Annotated in this window: 12 protein-coding genes and 4 pseudogenes; 8 read left to right on the forward strand and 8 right to left on the reverse strand. The window is 72.0% G+C overall.

The annotated features are described in order from the left end of the window. Window positions 1-65 precede the first annotated feature (65 nt). The 4 genes from JYK17_RS22180 to JYK17_RS22195 form a co-directional block, all read right to left on the reverse strand. Window positions 66-1,247: a cytochrome P450 family protein gene (locus tag JYK17_RS22180; RefSeq protein WP_222811042.1), complete on the reverse strand. Its 1,182-nt coding sequence runs from the start codon at window positions 1,245-1,247 to the stop codon at window positions 66-68. Window positions 1,248-1,263: 16 nt separating this feature from the next. Beyond that, a complete protein-coding gene (locus tag JYK17_RS22185; protein ID WP_108013503.1) occupies window positions 1,264-1,479 on the reverse strand; it encodes a hypothetical protein in 216 nt (71 codons plus the stop codon). Window positions 1,480-1,594: 115 nt separating this feature from the next. Next, window positions 1,595-2,947, reverse strand: a complete 1,353-nt coding sequence (locus JYK17_RS22190) for an amidohydrolase (RefSeq protein WP_222811043.1) — start codon at window positions 2,945-2,947, stop codon at window positions 1,595-1,597. Between the two features lie 84 nt (window positions 2,948-3,031). After that, window positions 3,032-3,805 (reverse strand): class I SAM-dependent methyltransferase, encoded by a 774-nt coding sequence (locus tag JYK17_RS22195; protein WP_222811044.1) that lies wholly within the window; start codon window positions 3,803-3,805, stop codon window positions 3,032-3,034. A 180-nt stretch (window positions 3,806-3,985) separates the two neighbouring features. Between JYK17_RS22195 and JYK17_RS22200 the strand changes: the two genes are divergently transcribed. The 6 genes and pseudogenes from JYK17_RS22200 (at window position 3,986) to JYK17_RS22225 (ending at window position 6,755) form a co-directional block, all read left to right on the forward strand. Further along, window positions 3,986-5,188: a sensor histidine kinase gene (locus JYK17_RS22200; protein WP_222811045.1), complete on the forward strand. Its 1,203-nt coding sequence runs from the start codon at window positions 3,986-3,988 to the stop codon at window positions 5,186-5,188. Next, a pseudogene (locus JYK17_RS22205) lies at window positions 5,185-5,373 on the forward strand (response regulator); the annotation flags it as partial. The gene JYK17_RS22200 and the pseudogene JYK17_RS22205, both read left to right, overlap by 4 nt. Before the next feature lie 47 nt (window positions 5,374-5,420). Further along, window positions 5,421-5,609: pseudogene (locus JYK17_RS22210) on the forward strand (response regulator transcription factor); the annotation flags it as partial. Window positions 5,610-5,656: 47 nt separating this feature from the next. Next, window positions 5,657-5,845 (forward strand): annotated as a pseudogene (locus JYK17_RS22215) (response regulator transcription factor); the annotation flags it as partial. Window positions 5,846-5,892: 47 nt separating this feature from the next. Beyond that, window positions 5,893-6,081, forward strand: a pseudogene (locus tag JYK17_RS22220) (response regulator transcription factor); the annotation flags it as partial. 47 nt (window positions 6,082-6,128) lie between these two features. After that, window positions 6,129-6,755, forward strand: a complete 627-nt coding sequence (locus tag JYK17_RS22225) for a response regulator (RefSeq protein WP_128803360.1) — start codon at window positions 6,129-6,131, stop codon at window positions 6,753-6,755. Window positions 6,756-6,762: 7 nt separating this feature from the next. Here the strand turns inward: JYK17_RS22225 and JYK17_RS22230 are convergent, their stop codons facing one another. Continuing rightward, window positions 6,763-7,524 (reverse strand): nucleotidyltransferase domain-containing protein, encoded by a 762-nt coding sequence (locus tag JYK17_RS22230; RefSeq protein ID WP_128803359.1) that lies wholly within the window; start codon window positions 7,522-7,524, stop codon window positions 6,763-6,765. Window positions 7,525-7,720: 196 nt separating this feature from the next. Here JYK17_RS22230 and JYK17_RS22235 point away from each other — a divergent pair, with 196 nt between their 5' ends. Beyond that, complete coding sequence (locus JYK17_RS22235; protein ID WP_128803358.1) at window positions 7,721-8,320, forward strand: gamma carbonic anhydrase family protein; 600 nt, start codon at window positions 7,721-7,723, stop codon at window positions 8,318-8,320. A gap of 42 nt (window positions 8,321-8,362) precedes the next feature. Next, window positions 8,363-8,803, forward strand: a complete 441-nt coding sequence (locus JYK17_RS22240; protein ID WP_308011698.1) for a GNAT family N-acetyltransferase — start codon at window positions 8,363-8,365, stop codon at window positions 8,801-8,803. A 34-nt stretch (window positions 8,804-8,837) separates the two neighbouring features. Here the strand turns inward: JYK17_RS22240 and acs are convergent, their stop codons facing one another. The 3 genes from acs to JYK17_RS22255 form a co-directional block, all read right to left on the reverse strand. Further along, window positions 8,838-10,829, reverse strand: coding sequence for an acetate--CoA ligase (gene acs, locus JYK17_RS22245; protein ID WP_108013495.1), 1,992 nt, complete (start codon window positions 10,827-10,829; stop codon window positions 8,838-8,840). Then, window positions 10,826-11,476, reverse strand: a complete 651-nt coding sequence (locus tag JYK17_RS22250) for an acetate uptake transporter (protein ID WP_222811047.1) — start codon at window positions 11,474-11,476, stop codon at window positions 10,826-10,828. Before JYK17_RS22250 ends, acs begins: the two co-directional genes overlap by 4 nt. A gap of 224 nt (window positions 11,477-11,700) precedes the next feature. Then, window positions 11,701-12,429, reverse strand: coding sequence for an aspartate/glutamate racemase family protein (locus tag JYK17_RS22255; protein WP_222811048.1), 729 nt, complete (start codon window positions 12,427-12,429; stop codon window positions 11,701-11,703). Window positions 12,430-12,432: the final 3 nt, after the last annotated feature.

The raw sequence follows: 12,432 nt of genomic DNA on the forward strand, positions 1-12,432 counted from the left end.
GCCCCTCCTGTGCAACGGTCCGTCGGGGGTGGTGACCGGCCGGAGGGGCAGAACTCATCGCTGTCTCAGAAACTTTTTTGTGCGTACGTCACCGGAAGCGCGACCAGGCCACGGGCGCGCAGCGAGCGGCGCCATTGCAGCTCTCCCTCACCGAGGGCGAGTTCGGGGAAGCGTTCGAGGAGGGCGGCGAGCGCGATCTCCGTCTCGGCGCGGGCGAGTGGTGCGCCGAGGCAGTAGTGGATGCCGTGGCCGAGGGCGAGATGGCCGGAGGCGTCGCGGGTGAGGTCGAGGCGGTCGGGCTCGGGGAAGCGGGCCGGGTCGCGGTTGGCGGCGGACGGGGAGACCCAGACCGTCTCGCCGGCCGGGACGGTGACACCGGCGATGGTGACGTCCTCGACCGGGAAGCGCCGGATGGCGAACAGGGCGGGGCCCTCGTAGCGGATGAACTCCTCCACGGCGCCCGCGAGTTGTGCGGGGTCCTCGCGGACGGCGGCGAGCTGTTCGGGGTGCTGGAGCAGGGCGAGCACGGAGTTGCCGATGAGCTGGACCGTGTTCTCGTACCCGGCGAAGAGGATGAGGAAGGCGAGGGACATCAGCTCGTCCTCGCTGAGCCGGTCGCCCTCGTCGCGTACGGCGATCAGGTCGGAGAGCAGGTCGTCGGCGGGCGCGGCGCGCTTGGCGGCCAGCAGGTCGGTGAAGAAGCCGAGCATGGCCGCGACCGCCTCCCTGGCGGCGCCCGGCCGTGCCGGATCCGGCGTGATGAGCGTGTCGGTCCACTCCCGGAAGTCCCTGCGGTGGCTGTCCGGGATGCCGAGCAGGTCGCAGATGACGGTGATGGGGAGGGGCGCGGCGTAGGCGGCGACCAGGTCGGCGGTGCCGTGCGTGCCGAGGGCGTCGAGGAGGCGGTCGGCGGCCTCCCGGACAGGGGTGCGCAGTTGCTGGATCCGGCGCGGGGTGAAGGCGCGGCCGACCAGACGGCGGACCCGGGTGTGGTCCGGCGGGTCCATGTTCAGCAGGTTGGCGTCGAGCGCGGGCGGCAGGGCGAAGCCCCTGTACGTCCCGGCCGTCGCATGCCGCTTGTCCAGCGACAGCCGCGGATCGGCGAGCGCGGCCCGGACGTCGTCGTAGCGCGTGACGATCCAGGCGGGCGTACCGTCGGGCCCGGTGATGCGATGCACGGGCGCGCTCTCACGCAGGCGCCGGTACACGTCGTACGGGTGGTCGAGAAGGCCGTCGGCGGGGTCCATGGGATCAGCGTAGGGGTCACGGGCTGTCCAATTGGGCCACGCCCTGCACGAGTTGGCCCACTACGTCCAGGATCCAGCGGCCGAAGGGGGTCGGGGCGATCAGTACGCCGAGGGCGAGGGTGAGCCAGACGGTCAGCCACGCGTCGGAGCGGGTGCGGGCCAGGGGCTTTCGGCGCGCCCGCAGGAAGACGACGACAGCGAGCAGCACCGCTACGTCGATCGTGAGTTCCATCGGCCGGCCTCCCGTCTGACGAGAATTCCCGGCCTTCCTGTGTAGCGTGAAATTACCTGGCGCGACGGCCCGGTCACCGATGGTTGGCGTCAAAACACTTGTCTGCGACCGGTTCTCAGGTCCTGTAGTCCTGGATGCGCCGTCCGTGGCCGCGGTCGACGAGGGCGGGCAGCCGCTGCTCCAACTCCCGTACCACCGACGGGACATCGAGGGTGAGGAGTTCCCGGTCGCGCATCAGCACCCGGCCGTCGACGATCGTGGTGGTGACGTCGGAGGCACGGGCGCTGTGGACGAGGGTGGCGGCGAGGTCGTGGACGGGCTGGGTGTGGGGGCCGGTGAGGTCGACGAGGACGATGTCGGCGCGGCGGCCGGCAGCGAGGGTGCCGAGGGTGTCGCCGAGACCGACCGCACGGGCGCTCTGCAGCGTCGCGTGGTGCAGGGCTTGACGGGCTGTCAGCCATCGGGGGTCGCCCGTCGTGGACTTCTGGAGGAGCGCGGTCAGCGCCATCGACTCCCACACGTCGAGGGAGTTGTTGGAGGCCGCGCCGTCCGTCGCGAGCCCGACGGGGATGCCGATGTCCCGCAGCGCGCGCACCGGAGTGGTGGTGGGCCAGGCGAACTTGAGGTAGCCGCGGGGCGCGGAGGCGACGGCCACACGGCCGCCGGCACCCGCGAGCACGGGCAGGTCCCGTTCGAGGATGCCGGTGCCGTGTGCGATCAGCACGTCGGTGTCCAGGATGCCGGTGCGCTCGAGTACCTCGATCGGGGTGGCACCGTGCCGGTCGAGGCTGGCCTCGGTCTGGTCGCGGTTCTCGGCGGCGTGCAGATGGACGGGCAGTCCGTGCTCCCTGGCGAGTGCCGCGGTGGCGGCGAGGTCGGTGTCGTCGACGGTGTACGGCGCGTGCGGGGCGAGCGCGGTGGTGATGCGGCCACCGGCGCCACCCCGGTGCCGTAGCGCGAACTCCAGGGATTCCTCCCGGCCTTGTGGACCCTGGGAGGAGAAGTACGCCTGCCCGAGATGGGCCCTCATCCCGCACTCTTCGACGACGGCGGCGACCGCGTCCATGGCGAAGTAGTGGTCCGCGAAGCAGGTGACCCCGCCGCGGATCATCTCCGCGCAGGCCAGCCGCGCCCCCAACTCCACGTCCTGCTCGGTGAGGTTGGACTCGATCGGCCAGACGACGTCGTTGAACCACTCCTCGGTGGGCAGGTCCTCGGCGACGCCGCGCAGGGCGACCATCGGCGCGTGGGTGTGGCAGTTGACCAGGCCGGGCATCGCGACCTGACCGTGCGCGTCGATGCGCTCGGCCGCGGCGAGGTGCCGCACCGCGGCGGCGGTCGTCACCGAGTCGACGAGACCGTCGCGCACCACGACGGCCGCGTCCTCCTCGAATCCGGGCCGTTCCAGCTCGTCGTGCACGAGGACGGTGCAGGCGGTGATGACGAGATCGGCGGGAGAGTCGGTCATCCGGCCAACGTACGGCGTGGGTGCCGGACCGGCACGGGATTGGGCCGGACCGACTCGGCACTCCCGCGTCACCGCGCCCCGCCCTCACCCCGCGGTGACCCGGATCTTGGACTGTCCGTGCGGGAGTTCCTCCCAGTCGTCCATGAACGCCGCCCGCAGCCCGTGCTTCTCGGCCAGGGCGATCAGGGTGTCCGTGCGGTAGTAGAAATCCTCCCGCAGCACATGGTGCTCCTCCCCCTCCGTGCGGTCGAAGGTGAAGTCGAACCAGCCGCCCGGGGCGAGCACCCGGCCGACATGGCTCAGGCACTCCTCGATGACGGGAAGCGGCGAGTGCGAGAAGACGCTGTGCGCGTGGACGACGTCGAAGTGGGCGTCGGGCAGGAAGGCGAGCTTCAGGTCCCGCACGGGGGTCAGGCTGGGCAGGCGCTTCTGCAGCCCCATGTCGACGACGGTGTTTTGCGCCGCGATCAGGATGTCGGGCGAGATGTCGATGCCGTGGTAGTGCCCGGGCTCCAGATGGCGGATGAAGCGCCAGCCGCCCCGCAGGTTGCCGCAGCCGATCTCCAGCATGCGGTGCTGGGGCCGCAGACCGTGGCCGACCAGGTAGTCGAACTGCATCGCCCCCAGCGCCATCCAGCGCTCCCGGTTGCGGCTGCCGACCGCCACGTCCGGGTCGGCGCGGGTGTCGGAGCGCATCACGGCGCGGTAGTAGGAGATGTGGTCGGGGTGGCGGCGGCTGAGCCACCAGTCCCGCGTGGAACGGGCCAGGTGGCGGGGCACCCGGTCGGGGTGGCGCAGGGCGTAGGCGACGCGGTGGCCGAGGGCTGCGCGGTTGGCGGTGAGGTTCTTGGCAGGCATGGCGGTCCGGCCCTTCCGAGGCGGTGGGTGCGGGTGGTGGTGAGGTGCTGCTCAAAGCCTCGGTGCGGGTGCGCAGTGTTCGGCTCGGTCGACCGGCGCGGGTCCGCGGGCGGTTCGGGCGATCACGATGTCAGCCGATCGGTTGATGCGATCGGCTGCCGGGGGCGTTAGACACGGAGCATGGAGAACACCACCGAGGCGGACGAGACCCGGCTGAACGCGGTCGTACATGCCGCGTTCCTCCTGCTGTTGTGCTCCTCGTTCGCCCGCTTCCTGACCCACGACAGGGGCGGGGCACGTACGGGATCGGTGGTGGCGCTGTTCGCCGCGTTCTTCCTGCTCTACGTCCTCGGCCACGTCCTGGCCCCGCCTCCGCGCGCCGGAACCCCGCCCGGCGCGCGTCATCTGGTCTGGCTGGGGTCGGTGTCCGCGGTCTGGGCCGCTCTGCTCGCCCTCGCCCCGAGCGCCACCTGGTGTGCGATGCCGCTGCTGTTCGCCGGCCTGTACGCGCTGCCGCCGCGGGTCGCGGTGCCGCTGGCCGGCGTGCTGACCGCGCTGGTGGTGACCTCCGAGGTGCGCGTGGCGGACGGCCCGCTCAACCCCAACATGATCGTGGCCCCGCCGGCCGTGGCCGCCGTCGCCACCGCCGTCTTCGTCCACCTCCAGCGTCAGGCGGCGCGCCAGCGCGCGATCGTCGAGGACCTGGTCCGCACTCGGCGCGACCTGGCGGCGACCGAACGGCGGGCCGGCGTCCTGGCGGAGCGGCAGCGGCTGTCCTCGGAGATCCACGACACCCTCGCGCAGAGCCTGTCCAGCCAGCAGATGCTGCTGCAGGCGGCGGAACGGGTGTGGGAGTCGGACCCGGACGCGGCCCGCTCACACATCGGCAGGGCGGCCGGGATCACCGCGCGCGGCCTGGCCGACGCTCGCCGTTTCGTCCACGACCTGGCACCCGCCGACCTCGCGGAGCAACCCCTGCACGCGGCGCTGCGCGCGCTCGCCGAGCGGGAGAGCGGCCCGGGTCTGACGGTCGGCTTCCGTCTCGACGGCGACCCCGGCCCGCTCCCGGAGAGCGTCCAGGCCGCCCTGCTGCGCATCGCCCAGGGCGCCCTGGCCAACGTACGCGAGCACTCCGCCGCCACCCGCGCCGCACTGACCCTGACCTGCCTGGACGACCAGATCTCGCTGGACGTCGCGGACAACGGGCGCGGCTTCGACGCGGACGCCCCGCCCGCTCCCGGCCGGAACCGCGGCCACGGCCTGCCCGCCATGCGCATCAGGGCCGGCCAATCGGGCGGCACGCTCACCGTGGAGTCGGCACCGGGCGAGGGCACGGTCGTCTCAGCCGCCATCCCACTCACCGCGCAGAAGGTGACCTCATGACCGCGCGCGTACGCCTGCTCCTGTGCGACGACCACGCCGTCGTACGAGCCGGACTGCGCTCCCTGCTGTCGAGCGCCGACGGCATCGAGGTGGTCGGCGAGGCCGGCAGCGGGGAGGAGGCGCTCGCCATGGCGGGGCGCCTGCACCCGGACGTCGTCCTGATGGACCTGCAACTCGGCGAAGGCACCGTCGACTCAGCCGCCAACCCGCTCACCGCGCGGAAGGTGGCCCCATGACCGCACCCGTACGCCTGCTCCTGTGCGACGACCACGCCGTCGTACGAGCCGGCCTGCGCGCCCTGCTCTCGAGCGCCGACGACATCGAGGTGGTCGGCGAGGCCGGCAGCGGGGAGGAGGCGCTCGCCATGGCGGGGCGCCTGCACCCGGACGTCGTCCTGATGGACCTGCAACTCGGCGAAGGCACCGTCGACTCAGCCGCCAACCCGCTCACCGCGCGGAAGGTGGCCCCATGACCGCACCCGTACGCCTGCTCCTGTGCGACGACCACGCCGTCGTACGAGCCGGCCTGCGCGCCCTGCTCTCGAGCGCCGACGACATCGAGGTGGTCGGCGAGGCCGGCAGCGGGGAGGAGGCGCTCGCCATGGCGGGGCGCCTGCGCCCGGACGTCGTCCTGATGGACCTGCAACTCGGCGAAGGCACCGTCGACTCAGCCGCCAACCCGCTCACCGCGCGGAAGGTGGCCCCATGACCGCACCCGTACGCCTGCTCCTGTGCGACGACCACGCCGTCGTACGAGCCGGCCTGCGCGCCCTGCTCTCGAGCGCCGACGACATCGAGGTGGTCGGCGAGGCCGGCAGCGGGGAGGAGGCGCTCGCCATGGCGGGGCGCCTGCGCCCGGACGTCGTCCTGATGGACCTGCAACTCGGCGAAGGCACCGTCGACTCAGCCGCCATCCCACTCACCGCGCAGCAGGTGACCCCATGACCCCACCCATACGCCTCCTCCTCTGCGACGACCACGCCGTCGTACGAGCCGGCCTGCGCGCCCTGCTCTCGAGCGCCGACGACATCGAGGTGGTCGGCGAGGCCGGCAGCGGGGAGGAGGCGCTCGCCATGGCGGGGCGCCTGCGCCCGGATGTCGTCCTGATGGATCTGCAGCTCGGCGAGGGCACGGACGGGGTGACGGCGACGCGGCGGCTGACCGCTGAAGGAGGTACGCGCGTCCTGGTGTTGACGATGTTCGACACCGACGCCGACATAACCCGGGCCATCGAGGCGGGCGCCACGGGATACCTGCTGAAGGCGGAGCGTCCGGACGAACTCTTCGCCGCGATCCACAGCGCCGCGTCAGGCCGTACGGCGCTGTCGGCCCCGGTGGCCGACCGTCTCCTCGCCCAGATGCGCAGCCCCCGCCCGGCCCTGTCCGACCGCGAACAGGAGATCCTCACCCAGCTCGCCCGCGGCCTCGGCAACCGCGAGATCGCCCGGGCCCTGTTCATCAGCGAGGCGACGGTGAAGACCCATCTCGGCCGGATCTACGGCAAGTTGGGAGTGGAGACCCGGGCCGGTGCGGTGGCAGTGGCGAAGGAGCGTCGGCTGCTGCCTTGATGGCCCACTACCCGGCCAGTGCCTCCTTGGCCTCAGTCAACACCGTTACGAGCGACCGCGGTTCGGGGTCCAGGCGTGTCAGGAGGCGGTCGATTCCCCGCAGGCCGGCACGCTCGACGAGCTTCTTCTCATTCGTCACCCACTCCCCTCGCTCCGCGAGGACGGCGTGCGCGGTCTGGGTGGTGGCCAGGGCGAGGGCGCCCGCGACCTCCGTGAGGCGGCCCGCCGGGGCGTGGTTGGTCCTGGCGTAGGAGAGGGTGGCCGCGGCCATGCCACGCCAGCGGGGCGGGGCGGATTCCCTCAGGGCCGGCGGGTAGTGGGCGGGGCGTGGTGCGTGGCCGTGGAGCAGCCGGTTGACGGCGAGTTCGGCCACCACCAGGTAGCTCGGGATCCCGGCGAGATGGAACAGCAGCGGCTCCACCCGGAAGCGTCCGGCCTCGGCCTCGGCCAACTCCCGCTCCATGACGTCGAGATCGCGGTAGTGCACATCGACGCGACGCCCGTCGACGGTGAGCCAGGCGCCGCCGTTGAAGACGCCGCCGCCCCAGCCGCCGACCTCCGAGACCTCTCCCTCCCAGCCGACGGCTCTCAGGTCGGCGGGATCGAAGGGGCCGCGGTAGTAGACGGCCAGGTCCCAGTCACTGTCGGGGCGGTGGGTGCCCTGGGCACGGGAACCGCCGAGGGCGACGGCCTGGACCGTGGGGAGTGCGGCAAGGCGCTCGGTGACGGCGGCGAGGAAGGCCCGGTCGTCGGCGTGCGTGGCGGACATGGGTGCAGGATGCCTGCCGGGCCCTGGCCGGTGCCATGGGTTATCGACGGAAACCGCGGCCCCGACCGGCGGGCGCCCGCAGAAATTCGGGTGCGCGGGCGGCCCCGCAGCCGGATGATCGGCGTCGGGTGTGCCGGGTACTCGGGCGGGTGAGGGTGAGCGCCGTTCGCCCGTTGCCGTACCGGAGGGGAACCGTATGTTGATCGAGCACCGCGGGTCGCGCCCCGTCGTCCCCGATTCCGCGTATGTCGCTCCGACCGCCGTGCTGTGCGGGGCCGTCACGCTCGGCGAACGCGCACGGATCCTGCACGGTGCCGTGCTCAGCGCGGAGGACGGTCAGGTCCGGGTCGGTTCGGACGTCGTGATCATGGAGAACGCCCTGGTGCGCGGGCGGTCCGGGCATCCCGCTGTCATCGGGGACGCCGTACTCGTGGGACCGCACGCCCACATCAACGGCGCGACCCTGGAGGACGAGGTCTTCGCCGCCACGGGAGCCTCCGTCTTCCCCGGGGCCGTCGCCGGCCGGGGCTGCGAGCTGCGGATCAACAGCGTGCTGCACGCCAATTCGGTACTGCCGCCCGGCACCGTCCTGCCCATCGGCTGGATAGCGGCCGGAGCACCGACCGCCCGGCTCTTCGCACCCGGCGACCACGACGAACTGTGGTCGGTGCAAAAGGAGTTGGACTTCCCCGGCACGGTCTACGGCGTCGCCCGCAACACCTCCATGCGGGACATCATGGCCCGCCAGGCCGACTTCTACGGCGCCCACCTCGACGACCGTACGCTCGACGACTGACGGGAACCGCCCTTGCCTGCCGAATCCGCTGAACCACGCCTCGTGACGATCCGCCGGGCCACCGCCCGCGACGCCCCGGACGCCGCCGACGTCTGGCTGCGTTCCTTCGCCGCCGCGCTGCCCTCTGTCGTCCGGCCGCGCAGCGACGACGACGTACGGAACTACTTCCGGGAGGTCGTGGTGCCGCTGCGCGAGACCTGGGTGGCGGACGCCGAGAGCGGGATCGTGGGGGTGATGGTGCTCCACGACGGCGAGCTCTCCCAGCTCTATCTCGCCCCCGACTGGCGCGGACGCGGCCTCGGCGACCGTTTCGTCGCGCTCGCCAAGGAGCGGAACCCGGGCGGGCTCGGCCTGTGGGCCTTCCAGGTCAACGGGCCCGCCCAGCGGTTCTACGAGCGGCACGGCTTCGTCGCCGTGACGTACACGGACGGCAGCTCCAACGAGGAGCGCGAGCCGGACGTCCGGTACGAGTGGCGGCCCTGAGCCGAGCCGTGCCGCACGCTTCCTCGATACGGATCTACGCCTCCTCGTCCCCCGCGGCACCTGCCTCCGGCAGCCGTTCGCGGATCTCGTCCATCACCGACGAGTCCGTCAGCGTCGTCACGTCGCCGAGGTCCCGCTTCTCGGCGATGTCCCGCAGCAGACGGCGCATGATCTTGCCGGAGCGGGTCTTGGGGAGTTCGGCGACGACCAGGATCTGCCGCGGCCGGGCGATCGGGCCGATCTCCTTGCCGACGTGGGCGCGCAGTTCCGCCGCCACCTGCGCGGCACCGGCGGACGCGTCGCCGCCCGCGTCACCGCGCAGGATGACGAAGGCCACGACTCCCTGCCCGGTGGTCGGGTCGCTCGCGCCGACCACGGCGGCCTCCGCGACCGTCGGATGGGAGACCAGCGCCGACTCGACCTCCGTAGTGGAGATGCGGTGGCCGGAGACGTTCATGACGTCGTCGACCCGGCCGAGCAGCCAGATGTCGCCGTCCTCGTCCTTCTTCGCGCCGTCCCCTGCGAAGTACATCCCGGGGAACCGCGACCAGTAGGTGTCGACGTAGCGCTGCTCGTCGCCCCAGATGGTGCGCAGCATGCCCGGCCACGGTTCGGTGAGGACCAGATAGCCGCCGGAGCCGTCGGGCACCGGTTTGCCGGTGTCGTCGACGACGTCGGCCCCGATGCCGGGCAGCGGGCGAAGGGCGGAGCCCGGCTTGCAGACGCTCACCCCGGGCAGCGGGCTGATCATCTGGGCGCCGGTCTCGGTCTGCCACCAGGTGTCCACGACCGGTGTGCGGTCGCCGCCGATGTACTTGCGGTACCAGATCCACGCCTCCGGGTTGATCGGCTCGCCGACCGAGCCGAGCAGCCGCAGCGAGGACAGGTCGAAGTCGGCCGGGAAGCTGTCGCCCCACTTCATGAAGGTGCGGATCGCGGTCGGGGCGCAGTAGAGGATCGACACACGGTACTTCTCGACGATCTCCCACCAGCGGCCCTTGTGCGGGGTGTCCGGTGTCCCCTCGTACAGGACGGAGGTGACGCCGTTGGCCAGCGGTCCGTAGACGATGTACGAGTGGCCGGTGACCCAGCCGATGTCCGCCGCCGTCCAGAAGACGTCCCGCTCGGGTTTGACGTCGAAGACCGCCCAGTGCGACCAGGCGACCTGGGTGAGATAGCCGCCGGTGGTGTGCAGGATGCCCTTCGGGCGGGCGGTCGTGCCCGAGGTGTACATGATGTACAGCGGGTGCTCGCTGTCGAACGCCTCGGCCTCGTGCTCGGCCGGCTGCGCGTCCACCAGGTCGTGCCACCACACGTCACGGCCGTCGGTCCACTCGACCTCCTGGCCGGTGCGCCGCACCACCAGCACGCTGCGCACGTCGGGGCACTGCTGCACCGCCTCGTCGACGGCCGGTTTCAGTGCCGAGGGGTTGCCCTTGCGGTAGCCGCCGTCCGCGGTGATGACCACGTGCGCGTCGCAGTCGAGGATCCGGCCGCGCAGCGCCTCGGCGGAGAAGCCGCCGAAGACCACGGTGTGCGGGGCGCCGATGCGGGCGCAGGCCAGCATCGCCACGACCGTCTCCGGGATCATCGGCATGTAGATCGCGACGCGGTCGCCCGCGCCGACACCGAGCGACTGCAGGGCGTTGGCGGCCCGGCAGACGTCCGCCGTCAGCTCGGCGTAGGTGATGGTGCGGGAGTCGCCCGGCTCGCCCTCCCAGTGGAAGGCGACCCGGTCGCCGCGGCCCGCGGCCACATGCCGGTCGAGGCAGTTGTACGCCGCGTTGAGGCGACCGCCCGTGAACCAGCGGGCGAACGGGGCGCGGCTCCAGTCCAGCACCTGGTCCCAGGGCTGCGCCCAGTCCAGCCGGCCGGCCGCCTCGGCCCAGAAGGCCAGGCGGTCGGCGTCGGCACGTTCGTAGTCCGCCGCGGTGGCGTTGGCCGTCTCGGCCAGTTCGGGGGGCGGCGGGAAGCGCCGCTCCTCGTGCAGCAGATTGGAGAGTGCTCCGCCACCGTTCTCGGTCATGCGTGGACTCCGGCGACGGGTCCGCCGCGGTGGCCGCGACGCATCCCGAGACGCTCACCGATGTTCGGGAAGACCGGGACGACGGAACGGTTGTAGGTGGAGTTCGTGACGCCGGCGAACGACGCGTACCAGGCGCACACGGCGGTGACGAGGCCCAGCCAGCCGCCGGCCTTGGTGGTGTTGGGCGACTGCGCGAACTCGGCGATGCACAGGACGATGTACGTGGCCGACAGCGTGACGAACACGGCGAGCAGGGCGCCGGTCGTGCGCATCGCGGCGACGGTCATGTAGACCGTGAAGATCGCCCAGGCCAGCAGGAACACACCGGTCGCCTGGTGCGCCGTGGACGCCGGCAGGTCCGGCACGACGAACTTGACGTAGGCGGCATAGGCCAGCCAGAAGGCTCCGAACGATCCGAAGGCCGTGGCTCCGAAGGTGTTGCCCTTGCGGAACTCCCACATGCCCGCGAGGAGTTGTGCGAGGCCGCCGTAGAAGAGTGCCAGCGGCAGCACCACTGCGGAGAGCTTCTGGTCGGTGATGAGGTTCGCGTTGAAGACACTGAGGACGAAGGTCGTCATCGCGAAGCCGGCGAGGCCGAGCGGGCCCGGGTCCGCGATGGTTCCGGTGTCGGTGGTTGGGGTGCTCATCTAACGCCTCCTCCTGTGATTCAGATCACAAGAACGTAAGACCATTGTAGGCACCAACTACGGCGCGGGCGTCATGGCCACTGGTGGCATCGGTGAGCGGTACCAACCGTGCGACGAACGGTTCGCCGCCCGCTCCGCCGGGCCCATCGGTCCTCGTCCCCGGGTTCCCCGCCGCACCCACCTCTACGCACGGTGCCGTGCCGGTGCGCACGACGCCCACCGGCTCACCCGGAAGCCGCACCTCCCGGCCCCCACAGCCGCCGCTTCGGCACCGGCTTCGCGCAGCTGCCCGCCCGGCTGGTCGTCAGGCCCAGCGTCACCAGCGACTCCGCCAGCTTCACGGCCGCCGCCACCCCGTCGACCACGGGCACCCCGAGCTTCTGGCCCACCACCTGCTGCAGCCCGGTCATCCCGGCGCACCCGAGCACCAGGACCTCGGCGCCGGCCTCGCGCGCCCGCTCGGCGGCCGTCAGGAACGCCGCCTCCGTGCGCTCGGTGTCGCCGAGGTCGAGCACGCCGAGGCCGGTTCCGACGACGGCGGCGCAGTTGCGCCCCACCCCCGCGAGCTCCAGGCTGTCCTCGATCTGGCCGCAGGAGCGCTCCAGGGTGGTCACGACCCCGTACCGGCGCCCCAGCAGACAGGCCAGATGTGCCGCGGCCTCGGTGATGTCGACCACCGGCACATCCACCAACTCCCGTACTCCCTCCCGCCCGTGCTCCCCGAACCCGGCCATGACCACGGCGTCGTAGGAGGGTCCCTCGTAGGTCCGCAGCAGGTCCATGACGGCGGCGGCCGAGAGATAGCTGTCGAGCCAGCCCTCGGCCGATTCCGGGCCCCACGTGGGGGTCAGTCCGAGGACGGTGGTGCCCGGGCCTGCCGCGGCCCGGGCACCCTGCACGATCTCCTCGGTCATCTCCTGCGTGGTGTTGCAGTTGGTGACGACGATCCGCACGTC

Origin of the sequence: Streptomyces plumbidurans (genome assembly GCF_019857225.1) — a bacterium.
Lineage (GTDB): Bacteria > Actinomycetota > Actinomycetes > Streptomycetales > Streptomycetaceae > Streptomyces > Streptomyces plumbidurans.

Bases quoted from the DNA above. Each gene is read 5' to 3' on its own strand.
- JYK17_RS22180 (WP_222811042.1), bottom strand. From the start codon at position 1,247: ATGGACCCCGCCGACGGCCTTCTCGACCACCCGTACGACGTGTACCGG.
- JYK17_RS22185 (WP_108013503.1), bottom strand. From the start codon at position 1,479: ATGGAACTCACGATCGACGTAGCGGTGCTGCTCGCTGTCGTCGTCTTC.
- JYK17_RS22190 (WP_222811043.1), bottom strand. From the start codon at position 2,947: ATGACCGACTCTCCCGCCGATCTCGTCATCACCGCCTGCACCGTCCTC.
- JYK17_RS22195 (WP_222811044.1), bottom strand. From the start codon at position 3,805: ATGCCTGCCAAGAACCTCACCGCCAACCGCGCAGCCCTCGGCCACCGC.
- JYK17_RS22200 (WP_222811045.1), top strand. From the start codon at position 3,986: ATGGAGAACACCACCGAGGCGGACGAGACCCGGCTGAACGCGGTCGTA.
- JYK17_RS22225 (WP_128803360.1), top strand. From the start codon at position 6,129: ATGACCCCACCCATACGCCTCCTCCTCTGCGACGACCACGCCGTCGTA.
- JYK17_RS22230 (WP_128803359.1), bottom strand. From the start codon at position 7,524: ATGTCCGCCACGCACGCCGACGACCGGGCCTTCCTCGCCGCCGTCACC.
- JYK17_RS22235 (WP_128803358.1), top strand. From the start codon at position 7,721: ATGTTGATCGAGCACCGCGGGTCGCGCCCCGTCGTCCCCGATTCCGCG.
- acs (WP_108013495.1), bottom strand. From the start codon at position 10,829: ATGACCGAGAACGGTGGCGGAGCACTCTCCAATCTGCTGCACGAGGAG.
- JYK17_RS22250 (WP_222811047.1), bottom strand. From the start codon at position 11,476: ATGAGCACCCCAACCACCGACACCGGAACCATCGCGGACCCGGGCCCG.